Consider the following 16,465-nt stretch of genomic DNA (forward strand, 5'->3'; position numbering starts at 1 on the left):
CCTTTTATTAATCCCACGTATTGAAAATTATTTCCCCTAAATTACGCGGCGCCCAATGTTGAATATTGTGGCGCTCATATTCATCGAGCTGTGTCAGTTGTTCACTCGTCGGATAAGTCATTAATGCATCTTCATCTAATAACGTATAATGCTCACTTAACGATTGGAGTTGTGCTGGAATATCGCAAAATACTAACGGGTCATCATCTTTAACGAACCCGATAATCGGATAATAATTGTTCAGTAACGCGATGACACGTTCATCGTTTACGTTAAAAATCGCTTTATGATACGTAAATGGATAGTCACAATCAATAATATTAACCAACGTCACTTCTGGGTGTAACGCGGCATCATAACATGCTGATCGGAATGCTTTCGCATCTATTTCCTCAACTGTATGTAACACATCTTCACTACAAAAACCTGTAATCCCTTTTGCTAAAACCATGATAAATCCCCTTTCTATACGACTCTATACGGAATATCTTCATTTGATAAATAAGCTGTTAGCGACGCGACATTACGGTCAACCATCGCTAAACGCGTATCGACTGTTGCGCTACCGATATGTGGCATCGGCGTAAAGTTTGAAAGCGATAAAAGCGGGTGCGTTGTCGGCACTGGTTCTTGAACGAAAACATCTGACGCTGCCGCTAAAATCGTGCCGTTCACGAGCGCATCATATAAATCATCTTCATTGACGATACCGCCACGTGCGACATTAATTAAAATAGCAGTTGGCTTCATTAATGCGAGTTGTTCTTTCGCGATTAAATTACGTGTCTCCGCTGTTAATGGCGTTAAGACGATGACAAAATCAGATTCACGTAATAAATCTTCTTTTGAACGATACGTTACACTATAACGCATTTCAGCCGTTTCTTTGCGATTGCGATTATGATACAGCACCTTCATATCAAACCCTTGTGCGCGTTTTGCGACAAGTTCGCCAATGTCGCCCATACCGATAATACCGAGCGTTTTATGATGAATATCTTGGCCAGTAAAACCGAGTACTTGCCAGCCCGCCCATTGTCCTTGATACAACGCTTTTGCACTTTCAATCATACGTCTACCCGCTGCAAGCATGAGCGCAAACGCTAAATCTGCTGTTGTATCTGCGAGCACATCTGGTGTATTCGTGACGATAATGCCTGCTTCTTTCGCTGCTTCGACGTCGATATTGTTATAACCGACTGCTAAGTTCGCAACCATTTTTAAACGACTAGCCCGTTGAATCACATCCGCTGTTAACCGGTTCGGTACGACAGTCCATAAAATATCTGCTTCATACGCCGCCACTTCAAACTCTTGCTGCGGCATATCATTCGTCGGATCTTGCCAACACTTCACGTCAACAAAAGGCTTGAGTGGCTCAATTAAATGATCAGGTAAATAAAAAGTAATCCATAATAACGGTTTCGCTTGCATAACAGTCATCCCTTTGCACTTTTACCAAATTATAGCATGAAACGATAAAAAAACACTCGCTATAAAAGCGAGTGTCTCTCATTATAATTCGTCGAAACCGTTATCTTGTACGTTTACTTTTGTATATTGACGAGATTTTTGTTCGAAGAAATCTGTTTTACCAAGATCGACGTCTTCGTACGCTTTAATCCATTTTAATGGGTTTTTACGGTAGCCTTCGAATGGACGTTCATAGCCTAATTGGTTACAACGAACGTTTGCGTAGAAGTAAATGTAATCTTCTACTTCTTCAATATCTAAGCCGTCGATTTTTTCACCGATGACTTCGTTTGCCCATTCAATTTCAAGCGCTGCTGCTTCACGGAATACGTTTTGGACGTATTCTGCACGTTCTGGTGTATCGTATTCAGGATATTCTTCTAATAGTTCTTTATAAATTTTCACGAATAAATCGACATGTAATTGTTCATCGCGATTGATGTAGTTAATCATCGTAGACGTCGCAACCATTTTTTGATTGCGCGCTAAGTGGTAGAAGAATGAGAAGCCAGAATAGAAGAATAAACCTTCTAAAATGACGTCATGTACGATTGAATCTAACATATTTTCCACTGTTGGCTCATTTGAGAATTTTTCATAACCTTTGATGACGAAATCATTACGTTTTTCAAGTACTGGTTCTGTACGCCAGTAGTCAAAAATACGGTCTTGTTCATCTTTCGATACAAGGCTTGAAAGAATGTATGAGTAAGAGTGGTTGTGGATAACTTCTTGTTGCGCCAAAATAATCATCAATGCATTTAAGCTTGAGTCTGTTAAGAAGTCTGCCACACGACCCGCGTAGTCTGTTTGGATACTATCTAAAAGCGCTAGTAAACCGATAATTTTTTTAAACGTTTCTTTTTCATCATCTGATAAACCTGGGAAATGTTTCACATCTGAAGACATATTAATTTCAAATGGTGTCCAGAAGTTACCGAGCATTTTTTTATATTTTGGGTATGCCCATGAGAAACGTACATCATCCCAGTTTAAAACGTTTGAAGAACGACCGTTTACGATCGCCGTCGAACGGTTTGGTGCCTCTTTATCCATTAATTTACGTGGTTCGATTTTTGTCATTGAATCTCTCTCCTCTGTTTACACTGTTGCCTTTATATTATCACAAACCCTACTAAAAAAGAAGGAATTTAAAGACTATAATAATAGATTTTTAGTTAAATAAACTATTTGATTAGTGCTATGTACTCAAAATAGAGGACGCATGCGAGATGCGCCCTCTATTGATTTTAAATGTTGTTTAGCTTGCGCAAGACTCACATTCTAGTAATTCAACAGATGTTGAACGAACGTAATATGTCGTTTTCACACCTGAAGACCAAGCATGAATATGCAAGTTTAATAAGTCTTTCGCTTTCACGTTGTTTTGCACGTAAAGGTTTAAAGAAATCCCTTGGTCAATGTGACGCGCACGTGCTGCATTTTGTTTAATCGTCCAGTTTTGGTCGATGAAGTATGCTGATTTGTAGTACCAAGTCGTTTTTTCGTTTAAGTCTGGTACTGTTACAGGAATTTTATAATCTTTTTTCTCTTCAGCGTATGATTTTTGGAAGATCGGATCGATACTTGCTGTAGAGCCTGCAATGATTGATGTTGAAGAGTTCGGTGCAACGGCCATTAAATAACCGTTACGCATACCTTGCTCGGCAACTTGTTGTTTTAATGCTTCCCATTTTTCATCGCCGTCATAGCCATGTTTTGTGAAGTATTCACCTGTTTGCCAGTCAGAACCTTCGAAGTATGGGTAAACGCCTTTTTCAGCAGCTAACGCTGAAGAAGCTTGAATCGTTAAGTAAGCAATTTTCTCGTATAACTTGTCTGCGTATTCAACTGCTTGATCTGTTTCCCAAGCGATGCCTTCTTGTGCTAACAAGTGGTGCCAACCGAATGTACCGAGACCGATACCGCGGTAGCGAGAGTTTGTTAACTCTGCTTGTGCAACTGGAATCGTATTTAATTCAATGACGTTATCTAACATACGTACTTGAATTGGAATTAAACGTTCTAATACGTCTGCAGGAACTGCGCGACCTAAGTTGATTGAAGATAAGTTACAAACAACGAAATCGCCCGCTTTACGACGTGTGACGATAATGCCATCTTCAAGTGTTGTTGATTCATACGTTGTTGCACTCATGTTTTGTGTAATCTCTGTGCAAAGGTTTGAAGAATAAATCATCCCTTTATGGTTGTTCGCATTTTGACGGTTTACTTCGTCACGATAAAACATGAACGGTACACCTGTTTCAAGTTGTGAACGCATAATACGTTTCATAATGTCGATCGCTTTCACCGTTTCGCGTGATAGCTCAGGGTTTGCAACACATTGCATATATTTCTCGCGGAATGAACCTTCACCGCGTTTTTCATCGTAGTAATCTTCTAAATCGAAGCCCATCACTGTTCGTACTTCGTGTGGATCGAATAAGTACCAGTCCGCACGTTCTTCAACAGCTTCCATGAAAATATCTGGTAAGCAAACGCCTGTGAAAATATCATGCGCACGCATACGTTCGTCACCGTTATTTAGTTTTAAATCTAAGAATGGCATAATATCGCGGTGCCATACGTCTAAGTAGACAGCGATGGCGCCTTGGCGTTGGCCAAGTTGATCTACTGATACCGCTGTATTGTTTAATTGTTTAATCCAAGGAATGACGCCACTTGATGCGCCTTTGAAACCGCGAATTGATGACCCACGGCTACGTACTTTACCCATATAAACGCCAATACCGCCACCGAATTTAGAAAGTGTCGCAACGTCTGTATTTGAATCGTAAATACCTTGTAAGCTGTCATCTACTGTGTCGATGAAGCATGAAGACAATTGACCGTGCGTTTTACCAGCGTTTGATAATGTCGGTGTTGCTGTTGTCATATAAAGATTCGACATTGCCCAGTAAGATTCGTTAATCTTCGCTAAGCGGTCTTCTTTTTCATCTTGCATTAAAGTCATCGCAATGATCATGAAACGCTCTTGAGGAAGCTCTAAAGGTGTTTTATCGTAGTCGCAAGTCACGTAACGATCTAGTAATGTTTTTAAACCGATGTATGTGAAAATTTCATCGCGACTCGGATCGATCATCGCCGCTAATTGTTGACGTTCTTCAGCTGTATATTTTTCAACTAGGAAAGATTCGTATAAACCTTTCTCCACTAATTTCTCAATATGCTCAGGGAATTTCGTATACACTTCTTCAGGATTTACGACGCCACGTTTTTCTGCGGCTTCCTTGTATGTTTCCATCATTAAAAGACGGGCTGCTACGAATGTCCAATATGGCTCTTGTTCGTCTAAGAAGCCAAGTGCATCTAGGCTCAATTTCTTCGTCCATTCCGCATCATCTGCTTCTGGATGTCGAGATTCAAAGCGTTCGTGTTTTCGTAATAATGGGCTTAGCTCCTCACGACCGAATTTTTCTTCTAATTTTGCTAAAATTGATTGTCTATCATATGTCATCATCTGAACCATTCTCACCGTCTCCTTTTATACTCCAAAATAAAAAAACGAGCAAAATTACAGCAAAATAATGTTTTGCATTATTTCCTATAGCCTTCGTTTTTTAACTCTTCATATTCTTTTAACACGCTACATAATGTGTATAAACACTATATATTGTGTCAAGCACTTCCAGAAATGTTCTCTATGTATGTTGTTCTGGGTAGCTTTATCGCTACTTGCCTTGTAAAAAACCATAATATATTCGGCCGATATCGGAAATAATCAGGATATGTATATTTCCCACATAACACAACATGTTGTGTCTATGTTGATTACACATACAAATATATTGTGGTTTTTTCATAGTATTTAATCTATCATATTTTTCACCTTTTCAACAAGGTATAAAACCTAATTATTTAAAAAGCACACTAAAGCCCTATAGTTTCTCCAATTCCAAAATAAAAATTATTCTTTTGATGTATTTACACCTGAAAACGTAATGTTTTTTTGACCGCATATAAAAAACGAATGGCGCGTAGCCATTCGTTCCCTTTATTTTAATATCTGAATATATTGATTTGGAACTATTGTATTTATGCTTGATTATACAAATTTACGCCTAAAAAATCAGTCTAAATCATCTTGTTCATACTCGATGATCTCGCCTGTTGATGCATCAATTTTAAGTTCATATTCCATCGTCTTTTTCACTATTTCAATATCATACACCGTTAGGCCATCATCATTTTCCAATACAAGTTTCACAATTTCTCCATTGGACACTTCTTTTTGCGCAATTTCAATCGCTTGTTGTTGCGAAATTTTTGCTGTTACAGGTCGTTCATACTCTGATTCAAGTTCTGTTACTACACCACTCTCCTCATTTACTTTCACTTCTGACATGCTGTCGTCATGTTGAATATCAAATTCATCATGTGTATCATCACTCGCATCCGTTCCGATTACATCACCATTTACTTTTTCTAATGTGCTACGCTTCGCATCTTCTAATGTCGTCGACACATTGATTTGCGACCACTTGTACGTCTTGTGCACCTTTCCCATCCAATGTAGAAGCTGCATACCCGACGATGCTTGACACACCTAATGTACCGATTAATGTTGCGATTAATAATGCTCTTTTCATATCATCCACTCCTTTTGTCTTGTCATACTTTTACTATAGACCGTTTAGATGAGATGATTCGAAGGACTACATTAACATTTCATGAGAAAACATTCCGAAAAAAAACAGCGCTTTTTATACGCTGTTTTTTCATATGATGTTATTAATTAATCACGACGATCGCGTTCGTAATCTAAAATTTTACCTGTCGAAGCGTTAATGTCCATTTCATATTCGTATTTGCCTTTAATGATTTCAACTTCGTATTTGTTACCATCTAATTTTAATTTCACGACTTTGCCGTTTGGTACTTTTTTCAGTGCGATTGCTTTTGCTTGAGCACGCGTCACTTTTACTTTTTTCACAGGTTTGTATTCTTTTTCAGTAATGTACGCTTTACCTGTACGTTTTTTTACTTCTACTTCATATACGTAATTCCCTTTACGGATTTCAAATTCATATTCACCATCATCTGCACCACGATCTACTTCGATGATTGTACCGTTTACTTTTTTCAATGCGATTTTTTTCGCTTGGTCAAATGTTACACTTTTCGCAAAAGCCGTCGTTTGTGATGAAGCTTGGTCTGGTCTGCCACAGCGAACCCAATGACACTCGATAAGCCAATTGTTGATGCAAATACAGTCGTTACAAGTAATTTTTTCATATGTTTTGTCCTCCTCAAATTTTTCATACTCCTACTATAACGTGTGAATATGAGAACATATGGAGCTGAACATTAACGTTTCATGAGAAAATTAATCATCCCATGTCATCGATAAAATTTCACCGGACAATGCATGAATTCCTTCAAATTGCAATTCTAGCTCTAATACACGTGCAATGTTTTGCTCATCTTCAATAATTAAAATCCGCTCCGCCATTTGAATCCCTGCTCTTACATTTTTTCTTTAGTGTACCAACAAATTATTAAAAACTGCTGAGAAAAGACACAAAAAAACGTAGCGCACGTGGCACTACGTTTCTTCTATTATAAAAAGACGATAATTCCTAAAATAATCGCGATGACAATACGGTAAATCGCAAACGGTACAAGTTTAATACGGTCAATCAATTTCAAGAAGAACTTAATCGACAATAGCGCAAAAATAAAGGCACTAATAAAACCGACGGCGTAAAAGCCCATGTCGCTCGGATTAATATCTTCCCAATGTTTGAATAACGACAGTGCACTCGCACCGGCCATAATCGGCACCGCCATAATAAATGTAAAGTCTGCGGCTGTTTTATGGCTCAAACCGAATAGCACACCACCTGAAATTGTCGAACCAGAACGTGAAAAACCTGGCCATAACGATAAACATTGCACGAGGCCAATTAGAAAAGCATTTTTATAGCTTAGTTGGTCAAGCGACGTAATACGCGGCTTTTTCGGCCCTAATTTGTCTGCAGCAATCATTAAAAACGCACCGACTAACAAGCCAATGATGACGGTTTCGATACTAAACAGATGTGCATCGATATAATCTTCTACAAGTAATCCTAAAACACCCGCTGGTAAAATACCGACGAATACATGCAGTAAATTAAAGTGCTGTGATTTCGTTTGTCCTTCAATATGGTACAAGCCGATTAAACTTAAAATTCGTTTCCACATAACAACGACGACCGCTAAAATCGATCCGAGCTGAATAACGATTTTAAACGTATTCGCTGACGATGACCCTAAAAAATCCGCGGTTTTTAACCACATATCATCGACAATAATCATATGCCCTGTTGATGATACAGGTGCAAACTCCGTCATCCCTTCAACGAAGCCGAGTAACAATGCTTTCAAAAACTCTACAATATCCATAAATTCTCCTTTATCTACTACATTTTCTATTACAAACAATTTGGCATTATCATACCATGTTCGTCGCATGAAAAAAGTTACAGCTTTGTAAATGTTCAAAGACTGAGACGTCCTCAGCCTCTAGACCTAGTCAAAAATCCATTTCCAGACCGTTCTAAAAAATACGCATTCACCGTATCATAAATTTACAAACAACGAAGGAGGCATAAACAAATGAAAAAATTTGGACTTGCATTACTCGGTGTCATCGCCGGGATTACGATTATTGGCGTGATCGGACCACTTGGAGGTTTATTGTTTTCAGGAGCAATCGCTTACGCAGGTTTTCACTTCTACGTTAAAGCAGATTCTAGTTTCTCAAAAGTTGTCTGGGCTTTAGTCGGCATCGCAGGCGCTGTCACAGCAATCGCAAACTTCCCTGGTGTACTCGGTGCTATCGCATTAGCAGCACTTGCATACGTGTACTATAAATGGAATCACTCAGCCAAACCGAAAACAACGACAAAAAAATCAAATGACCCATTCCAAAACTTCGAAAAAGAATGGTCAAACTTTAAATAACGCTTAGGAGGAATTTTACATGAACTTACTACAACGTCTTAAATACGCCATCGAATCCGATTTAAATATGCAACCAACGAGTGACAATCCACTTGCTCGTTTAAATCAATACATTCAAGAAGCAGAGCGACAAACAGAAGATACGAAAACGTTTTTAGAACGACAAGTAAAACTCAAGCAACATTTAGAAACACAACTTGCAGAAGCGAAATCTTTACTTGAAAAACGTACGACACAAATTACACTCGCAGAGCAAACCGGCGAAGCCGACTTAATCGCATTTGCACAAGCAGAACAAGCAGCGTATACGAATCGTGTACAATTGCTGACACAATCCGTACATGAAACGACGAAATCAGTCATCGCGCTCGAACAAAAATATGAATTAATGAAACATAAGATTGAAGAAATGAAAATTCGTCAATTACAAGTAATGAGTTATGAAAATAATGCACGTGCTAACTATCATATGGATGCGATGCTACACCCTGAAAAGCAAAACGTAGCAGACGTAGACGGTTTATACGCATACGTTGACACACTTCAACATCCAACAACGGTTGTAACACCGACGAGTTCACTCGAAGATCGTTTAAATGCGCTTGAAAAACAATCGCTCAAACTAGCAAAAGACGTTTAAATTATATACACTCATGAGGAGATACCATTTGGTGTCTCCTTTACATATTTCAAAGGAGGAATTGCGATGCCGCAGCGCACGAATATTTTTACCCGCTTTTTCTTAGTCGCCTTGTTGCTCATTTTTATAGAAGGTTTTTTATTAGAAAACGGTAATATTTTTTTCGCATTGCTCGGCTTAGCGGGCATTTTATATGCGATGAAAAAGCAGAAACGCGCGATTTTTTGGATTAGCGTCGGCTTAATCGTCATCGTCTTTATGTCGATGTGGAGTATGCGTATTATTATCGTCCTCGTACTTACCTATATTATTTGGAAAATGATACAAAAAGAGCCACTTGAAGTGGACGTCTCGGCGTATCAAACAAATGCGGTGAAACAAAACAACCCGATCATTTCATTCGAGCAATCATCGACAGAAGCGTACCAGTGGCAAGATGTCCACATTCAAAATGCAGCTGGTGATTTAATTGTCGATACGACGACGACGATTTTACCGAAAAATGTGTCGCTCATTAACGTACGACAAGGGTTCGGTAAGACGACGGTTTATGTTCCTTATGAAGTGCCGGTACGCATTCATTTCAATACGCTTTACGGTGAAGTGCAAGCATTTGGCAATCAATATAGCCGCCTCTTTAATCAATCTATCGTATTAAAAGATGGCGACTTAATTGATACACCTCAACAGCTCATCATTACCGTTTCAACATTTTTAGGGGATTTGGAGGTCGTGCGAAAATGACGAAACTCATGCTACGATTTTTTGGTTTCCTTCTATTATTTATAGTGCTCTGCAGCAGCATCGCATTTTTATTATTTGATGAACCAGCACAATTCCGATTTTTCATTGATCGGACGTATTGGCAATTACCGTACGGCGCTTGGGTGCTTATCATTTTAGCGGCACTTAGCTTCTTCATCGCGACGTGGGCTGCTACTATTACACGTCAACGCGATGTTATTTATAAACAAACGCTCGATCAATTGTTAAAAGACCAAACGAATATGCCGCGCCTACGTCAATTACCGCAAAAACAGCGTCAGCAATTAAATGAACTCGCAGAACTAATTCAAACGCAGAAAAAAAGTTTGCAGCGATTAATTAACGACGATGCAAAAGCAAAAGAAGCGATGATTGAAGAGCAAGTCATTCAAGAGCGACAGCGTCTCGCACGTGAACTACATGACTCGGTTTCACAACAATTGTTTGCCGCATCGATGATGTTATCAGCAATTAACGAAACAGCTGACGTAAATGATGTCGCAGCGAAACAGCTCGCACAAACGGAAAAAATTGTCCAACAAGCACAATTAGAAATGCGCGCGCTGTTATTACATCTTCGCCCTGCTGCGTTAAAAGGAAAAACGCTTGCAGTCGGCATGCAAGATTTGTTAACGGAATTACGGCAAAAAGTGTTATTTACGATTCATGAACGCATTGAAGAAGTGCATTTGCCAAAAGGTGCTGAAGATCATCTATTCCGTATCGCACAAGAAACGCTCTCTAATACACTCCGCCATTCAAAAGCGACCGAAGTAGATTTACTGCTCGTCGAACGCGACAATCGCGTCATTTTACGCGTGCAAGATAATGGTGTCGGATTTGAAGCGTCGGACGACACGCACGGTGGCTCGTACGGTTTACGCAACATTGAAGAACGTGCGATTGAAATCGGTGGGACGTGTAAAATCGTTTCTGTAAAAGACCAAGGGACGATGATCGAAGTACAAATCCCGACAGAACAGGAGGAATAAAATGATTCGAGTTTTATTAGCGGACGATCATGAAATGGTACGTATCGGTGTCTCAGCTTATTTGCAAGCGCAACCGGATATGGAAGTCGTCGCCGAAGCAGAAAATGGCCAGCAAGCAGTCGAAAAAGCGCTCGAAACGAAACCGGACATTATTTTAATGGATATGGTCATGCCGATTATGACCGGAGCTGAAGCGACAGCTGCCATTATCGCACAATGGCCCGACGCGAAAATTATGGTCGTTACGAGCTTTTTAGACGACGATAAAGTGTACCCTGCACTTGAAGCAGGTGCTGTTAGCTATATTTTAAAGACGACGAACGCAAAACAAATTGCCGATGCGATTCGTAAAACGTATAGCGGCACATCGGTATTAGAACCAGAAGTGACAACGAAAATGATGAAGCGCATGCGCGAACCAGACCGTGCGTTACACGAACAATTAACCGAACGTGAACATGAAGTGTTATTATTAATGGCACGCGGCATGACAAACCAAGAAATTGCCGATACATTGTTCATCGCGCTCAAAACTGTCAAGACACATGTTAGTAATATATTATCAAAACTAGAAGTGCAAGATCGTACACAAGCAGTCGTATATGCCTTCTCAAATCATCTCGTAAAATAATTAAAAAGGCGAACTTCTTTTAGAAGAATTCGCCTTTTCTCATTACATAAGGACTATTTCAAGCAAAAATGCTCTTTATATTTAACAAAATATTAACTGTTTCGTCTGGTTTTTTGGCAATTGAAGTTTTTCGAATAGTAAAACAGGAAAATGTTCGGTATTATTAGTACATATTATTTTCATTTAGAGAGGGTTTTCATTTGAATCTCGGGCAAAAAATTAAGTTAGAACGTCTCAAAAGCCATATGACTCAACAGCAACTCGCTGAAGGTATTTGTTCAACGTCTTATTTAAGTAAAATCGAGAAAAATCACGTTGTACCAAAGCAAACGATTCAACGTGCATTGTTCAATCGATTAAACATCACAGAAACGCCAGCTGAATTAGATGAATCAACCTTCATGTCCGATCTTTTGATCGCTTATCATGCTATTTTAGAAAGTCAGTCACCTGATCATGCGCGAATTGCTTTTAACACATTTTATAGTGAGCAGATTACGTTTACGAAGCAAGAGAACTTTTATACGACCAATTTATATTTACTGTATTTCGCGGTTATTGCGAAAGAACCCGCATCTCAAGTGAAACATCTTTTGTACGGTATGCTGGCGATTAAATATAAATTTACTGCGTATCAAAAGTATGTTTTCCACGTAGTGCGTGCACTTTATCATTACGAACAAAATGAATTTGAAGAAGCGCATTTACAAGCAACTTCCGCCGAAAAAATTCAATCTCTCCACCACGTTGCTGAAGATATTGAGTATGCGTCCTTACTATTTTTAGAAGGTCTGATTTATTTCCGTACATATGAACATGGCAATGCGTTTTCAAAAGTAAACAAAGCATTGCAGCTATTTACGCAATATGAAATTCATGAACAGATGTTGAAAGCGTACAATTTATTAGGCCTCATCAATTTACAATTCGGCAACTTCGAACAAACTTTGAAATATTTAAATGATGGCTACAACTACGCTGTACAGCTTGATAAAACATCGCATTACGGACAATTACTACAAAACATTGGTTATACATACGCACGTATGCAACAACCAAAAGTAGCAATTCAATATTACCGCCGCAGTTTAAAAGTAAAAGAACTGCCTCTTCCACAGCTCGTAACGATCCATTCAATTATTAAAGAATACTCAAAAATTGATAACGGCGAAAAAATTTTGAAATGGTGCCAAGAAGGTTTAGCCATTATCGAAGCACATGACTTAAAAGATGCAGCGCTCAGCTACCACTATCATTTCCATATCTATCCGATGCTTCACCATTTAGAGCCATTTAAGCCCTATTGTTTAGAAAACGCCATTCAACATTTTACGTCGTTAAAAGATCATCGCAACGTGCAAAAATATGCCCTTGCGCTCGCAAAAGGCTATGAAACGATGGGCAACTTTGAAAAAGCTGTCCACTATTATCGTCTCGCAAATGAAGCATCATTTGCGGTACGAGGTATTAAAGCATGGCAAGATTTATAACGACAAAAAAGGTGTAACCGAATCGTCCACCGTTTCGGTTACACCTTTTGTTTTGGCCGCATATTTGTCTGTTAAACCAACTCGGCGACACTTTTAAATCTTTACTACTTCCGTAAAGATATTCGTTTCCATATCCTTAAGGAATTAAGTTCATTACAAAGTTTGTAAACTGTTGTAATGCGGTTAAATTGAATAGTTGCTGTGAGCAAAATAGCAAGCTACCGCAAGCCAATACTAGAGAAAATACAGAACCAACTAAAGCGCCTTTCGTTGGAGTTTTAGCAGACATAAATAGCGGACCCTCCTGTACATTTGATTGATTAACGCTAGTATACGGGATTTGTTTTTCATTTATATGACAAAACGCTTACGTTATGATTAAATCAACCAATTTGTGTCATATTTCGGTCTTTTTGTCGCAGATGCAAGCCCTTCCAAATTTCGTTATAATGGCTTATAGAAAAAGAGGTGCTATGTCATGTATAAAACAGTCGCTGAAACTGCAAAAGATATCCACATGCCTGAGGCGCAAGTGATGCGTTACGTACTACATGGTCGCATCCGTGCTGTCCATGACGGCGAACAATTTTTAATTAATAGCCAACAGTTTACGACGTACTTTGAACAACTTGAACGTATTAAACACGAAATTGACTTATGGAAAGCAACGCCAATTCCTGAAGATATCGATATTAAAGATGAAGACTAAAAAAACGTCTACAATGGAAATTCGACAAACCACTGTAGACGTCTTTTTTTGTTATTACGCTAAAGATACCGCTTTTTCTGGCTTCGCTAACATATCTGCATAATCTTCCATCATAACGCTCGCTGTCGGATACATTCCCGCACCTGGACCGACCATCGTTAATGTGCCGATGTAGTTCGTATCCAATGCGACGGCGTTGTTCACATCGTCGATTGCGTATAATGGATGATCTGGACCAACAAGTTCTGGGCCGACTTTCGCAATGATTTCTCCCGCTTCATTACGGTATGCATCTGCAACGTGACGGTAGCGTAAGCCTTTTTCTTTCGCTGCTGCTACTTGTTCCGCTGTAATGCCGTCGATACCGACCATTTCAACTTTGTCCCAATCTGGTTGTTCACCAAACGCTAACGCGCAAAGAATCATTAATTTACAAAAAGCATCTTTACCTGAAATATCGTTGTAAGGATCCGCTTCTGCATAACCAAGATCTTGTGCCGCTTTTAGCGCGACATCGAAAGGTAAACCTTCTGCACGCATTTGCGTTAAAATGTAGTTTGATGTGCCATTTAAAATACCTTGCACATGTTTCACTTCGTTGACGCGTAGTAAGTTTTGCATCGTTTTAATAACAGGCACGCCACCTGCAGTCGTTGCTTCGTACCCTACTTGGACGCCATATTTTTTCGCTTTTTGTTGTAATGCTTGTCCGTAACGTGCGAACATCACTTTATTCGCCGTAATGACGTGGCATCCTTTTTCAATCGCTTTGTCTAAGTATCCGTATGCAGGCTCTTCACCGACAATACCTTCAAAAACGACTTCTAAATCTGGGGTTGCTAAAATATCATCAAATGACTCTGTGAATAATGATTGGTCGATGCCTTCACGTACTTTAGATGCGTCACGCACTAAAATTTTCGCAATTTCAACTTCCACCCCTAATGTTTTTTTGAAATGTTCACGACGTTCATGAACGATATTGTAAATGCCTTGTCCTACTGTACCGAATCCTAAGATTGCTGCCTTGACTGATGCCATACTATGTTCGCCTCCAAATGCTTTTTATATTCTAAACGGTCATCATTGTACGCCTAAAGTGTACAAGTGTTTCTTCAAAAGAAACAATTATTAATAGTTTAGACGATAAAGCATAGAATTTCAAGAATATTCTTTCTTCAATGGACAACTGTCTTTTTCAAAAGGTCATATACGTATAATGTAAAAAAGGACAACGAATGAGCTATCCTTTTTCATGATCAAATGAGATCTATAGCGCGGCGAATGCTTTTTCTAACGCTGCAATAATATCGTCTGCGTTTTCAAGGCCGATTGATAAACGGACAAGTTCTTCTGGCACGCCTGATGCGATTAATTCTTCTGCATTTAATTGTTGGTGCGTTGTAGAAGCTGGGTGAATAATTAATGAACGCGCATCGCCGACGTTGGCAACGTGTGAGAATAACTCAACCGTATCGATTAATTGACGACCTGCCTCACGACCACCTTTAATGCCGAATGTTAATACTGAACCAGCACCATTTTTTAAATATTTTTTCGCAAGTTCAGCATTTTCACTATTTGGTAAACCGTTATAACGTACCCATTCGACCTTGTCGTGTCCTTGTAAATATTCGGCCACTTTCAACGCGTTTTCGTTATGACGAGGTACGCGTAAATGAATCGTTTCTAACCCTTGAATAAAGTTAAATGCGGCATCTGGACTTAACGTTGGACCGAAGTCGCGTAATAAAATGACGCGTAAACGTGTCGCAAACGCTGCCGCTGCTGCATCAACGCCGTAACGAATACCATGATACGAAGCATCTGGCTCTGTATAGTCTGGGAATTTACCGCGTGTCCAGTCGAAGTTACCTGCATCGACAACAACGCCACCGATTGTCGTACCGTGACCGCCAATCCATTTCGTTGCAGAGTGGATGACGATATCTGCACCGAATTCGATTGGGTTCGCACCGATTGGTGACGCGAACGTATTATCAATAATAAATGGAATTTCATGTTTGTGCGCGATATCTGCAAGGCGTTCGATATCCACGATTGTTAAACTTGGGTTACCGATTGTTTCGGCGTAAATCGCTTTCGTATTGTCTTGAATCGCCGCTTCGAATGCGTCTGGATTGCGTTCATCAACAAATGTAGTTGTAATGCCGTAACGAGGTAATGTATTCGCAAATAAATTATATGTACCGCCGTAAAGACTATTCGCTGCAACGATATGATCCCCTGCACGCGCGATGTTTAAAATTGAGAACGAAATCGCTGCCATGCCTGAAGATAATGCAACTGCTGCTGCGCCACCTTCAAGTGCTGCGACGCGTTTTTCAAATACGTCGACCGTCGGGTTCATAATGCGAGAATAAATATTCCCTGGTTCTTTTAATGCGAATAATTTACGTGCGTGGTCTGAATCGTTAAATTGATAAGCAGTCGTACGATAAATCGGTACCGCAATTGCACCTGTCGATGGGTCTGGTGTTTGTCCTGCGTGAACTGCTAATGTTTCTTGTTTGTAGTTTGTCATATGATTTCCTCCTAGTTATGTTCGATGGAATATCGGAGGTGAAGAGAGGAAAATAAAAAACCCTTCTTCATAAGAAGAGGGTTGTATAAGCAATAGTCCTCCCCTTATCTTTCAGATCCGATCAATCTGTAGGAATTAGCACCGTAGTATGTATACTGGTTGCCGGGCATCGCAGGGCCTAGTCCCTCCGCCACTCTTGATAAAGGTTATATGATTTTATTTGTTCCATCTGATTGGTAATCAGTATA

General features: G+C 39.5%; 18 protein-coding genes, 1 pseudogene and 1 riboswitch. Of the genes and pseudogenes, 7 read left to right on the plus strand and 12 right to left on the minus strand.

All coding sequences use genetic code 11. From position 1 onward, the window contains the following. Positions 1-7: 7 nt before the first annotated feature. The 9 genes and pseudogenes from KMHG_RS04125 to KMHG_RS04170 form a co-directional block, all read right to left on the minus strand. A complete protein-coding gene (locus tag KMHG_RS04125) occupies positions 8-451 on the minus strand; it encodes a hypothetical protein (protein WP_010287243.1) in 444 nt (147 codons plus the stop codon). A 14-nt stretch (positions 452-465) separates the two neighbouring features. Continuing rightward, positions 466-1,434, minus strand: coding sequence for a 2-hydroxyacid dehydrogenase (locus KMHG_RS04130; RefSeq protein ID WP_010287244.1), 969 nt, complete (start codon positions 1,432-1,434; stop codon positions 466-468). Between the two features lie 81 nt (positions 1,435-1,515). After that, the gene (locus KMHG_RS04135) at positions 1,516-2,556 is read right to left on the minus strand and encodes a ribonucleotide-diphosphate reductase subunit beta (protein WP_010287246.1); all 1,041 of its coding nucleotides are present in this window, start codon (positions 2,554-2,556) and stop codon (positions 1,516-1,518) included. Between the two features lie 178 nt (positions 2,557-2,734). Then, positions 2,735-4,966, minus strand: coding sequence for a ribonucleoside-diphosphate reductase subunit alpha (locus tag KMHG_RS04140; RefSeq protein ID WP_010287248.1), 2,232 nt, complete (start codon positions 4,964-4,966; stop codon positions 2,735-2,737). 600 nt (positions 4,967-5,566) lie between these two features. Continuing rightward, positions 5,567-5,962: a PepSY domain-containing protein gene (locus KMHG_RS04145; RefSeq protein ID WP_010287249.1), complete on the minus strand. Its 396-nt coding sequence runs from the start codon at positions 5,960-5,962 to the stop codon at positions 5,567-5,569. Continuing rightward, entirely contained in the window at positions 5,931-6,086 is a 156-nt protein-coding gene (locus tag KMHG_RS19255) for a hypothetical protein (protein WP_161601004.1), read from the minus strand. Before KMHG_RS19255 ends, KMHG_RS04145 begins: the two co-directional genes overlap by 32 nt. Positions 6,087-6,232: 146 nt before the next feature. Next, positions 6,233-6,724, minus strand: coding sequence for a PepSY domain-containing protein (locus tag KMHG_RS17350; RefSeq protein WP_315969396.1), 492 nt, complete (start codon positions 6,722-6,724; stop codon positions 6,233-6,235). A 138-nt stretch (positions 6,725-6,862) separates the two neighbouring features. After that, positions 6,863-6,949, minus strand: a pseudogene (locus KMHG_RS19745) (DNA-binding response regulator); the annotation flags it as partial. Positions 6,950-7,056: 107 nt separating this feature from the next. Continuing rightward, a complete protein-coding gene (locus tag KMHG_RS04170) occupies positions 7,057-7,884 on the minus strand; it encodes an undecaprenyl-diphosphate phosphatase (protein ID WP_010287257.1) in 828 nt (275 codons plus the stop codon). Between the two features lie 213 nt (positions 7,885-8,097). Here KMHG_RS04170 and KMHG_RS04175 point away from each other — a divergent pair, with 213 nt between their 5' ends. The 6 genes from KMHG_RS04175 to KMHG_RS04200 all read left to right on the plus strand — a co-directional run bounded on the left by KMHG_RS04175 (position 8,098) and on the right by KMHG_RS04200 (position 12,963). Further along, entirely contained in the window at positions 8,098-8,445 is a 348-nt protein-coding gene (locus tag KMHG_RS04175; RefSeq protein ID WP_010287260.1) for a lmo0954 family membrane protein, read from the plus strand. Positions 8,446-8,464: 19 nt separating this feature from the next. Then, positions 8,465-9,085, plus strand: a complete 621-nt coding sequence (locus KMHG_RS04180; protein ID WP_010287262.1) for a PspA/IM30 family protein — start codon at positions 8,465-8,467, stop codon at positions 9,083-9,085. A 66-nt stretch (positions 9,086-9,151) separates the two neighbouring features. Continuing rightward, positions 9,152-9,829: a cell wall-active antibiotics response protein LiaF gene (liaF, locus tag KMHG_RS04185; protein WP_010287263.1), complete on the plus strand. Its 678-nt coding sequence runs from the start codon at positions 9,152-9,154 to the stop codon at positions 9,827-9,829. After that, positions 9,826-10,842: a sensor histidine kinase gene (locus KMHG_RS04190; protein WP_010287264.1), complete on the plus strand. Its 1,017-nt coding sequence runs from the start codon at positions 9,826-9,828 to the stop codon at positions 10,840-10,842. The genes liaF and KMHG_RS04190 overlap by 4 nt, the downstream gene beginning before the upstream one ends. A gap of 1 nt (position 10,843) precedes the next feature. Further along, positions 10,844-11,473 carry a response regulator transcription factor gene (locus KMHG_RS04195; RefSeq protein ID WP_010287265.1) on the plus strand — a complete coding sequence of 210 codons (630 nt, stop codon included), beginning with the start codon at positions 10,844-10,846 and terminating at the stop codon, positions 11,471-11,473. Between the two features lie 200 nt (positions 11,474-11,673). Then, a complete protein-coding gene (locus tag KMHG_RS04200; protein ID WP_010287266.1) occupies positions 11,674-12,963 on the plus strand; it encodes a helix-turn-helix domain-containing protein in 1,290 nt (429 codons plus the stop codon). Positions 12,964-13,099: 136 nt separating this feature from the next. Here the strand turns inward: KMHG_RS04200 and KMHG_RS18985 are convergent, their stop codons facing one another. Beyond that, on the minus strand, positions 13,100-13,252 hold the full coding sequence (locus KMHG_RS18985) for a hypothetical protein (protein ID WP_154647355.1): 153 nt from the start codon (positions 13,250-13,252) through the stop codon (positions 13,100-13,102). Positions 13,253-13,441: 189 nt separating this feature from the next. Here KMHG_RS18985 and KMHG_RS04210 point away from each other — a divergent pair, with 189 nt between their 5' ends. Further along, complete coding sequence (locus tag KMHG_RS04210; RefSeq protein WP_010287273.1) at positions 13,442-13,672, plus strand: hypothetical protein; 231 nt, start codon at positions 13,442-13,444, stop codon at positions 13,670-13,672. Positions 13,673-13,726: 54 nt separating this feature from the next. On the opposite strand, the gene KMHG_RS04215 is transcribed toward KMHG_RS04210, so the two are convergent. Both KMHG_RS04215 and KMHG_RS04220 read right to left on the minus strand, forming a co-directional pair. Beyond that, positions 13,727-14,713, minus strand: coding sequence for a homoserine dehydrogenase (locus KMHG_RS04215; RefSeq protein ID WP_010287274.1), 987 nt, complete (start codon positions 14,711-14,713; stop codon positions 13,727-13,729). Positions 14,714-14,942: 229 nt separating this feature from the next. Beyond that, positions 14,943-16,217: an O-acetylhomoserine aminocarboxypropyltransferase/cysteine synthase family protein gene (locus KMHG_RS04220; protein WP_010287276.1), complete on the minus strand. Its 1,275-nt coding sequence runs from the start codon at positions 16,215-16,217 to the stop codon at positions 14,943-14,945. Positions 16,218-16,318: 101 nt separating this feature from the next. Then, positions 16,319-16,423, minus strand: a riboswitch (SAM riboswitch). Positions 16,424-16,465 lie beyond the last annotated feature (42 nt).

The sequence above is a fragment of the Kurthia massiliensis genome (assembly GCF_000285555.1).
Lineage (GTDB): Bacteria > Bacillota > Bacilli > Bacillales_A > Planococcaceae > Kurthia > Kurthia massiliensis.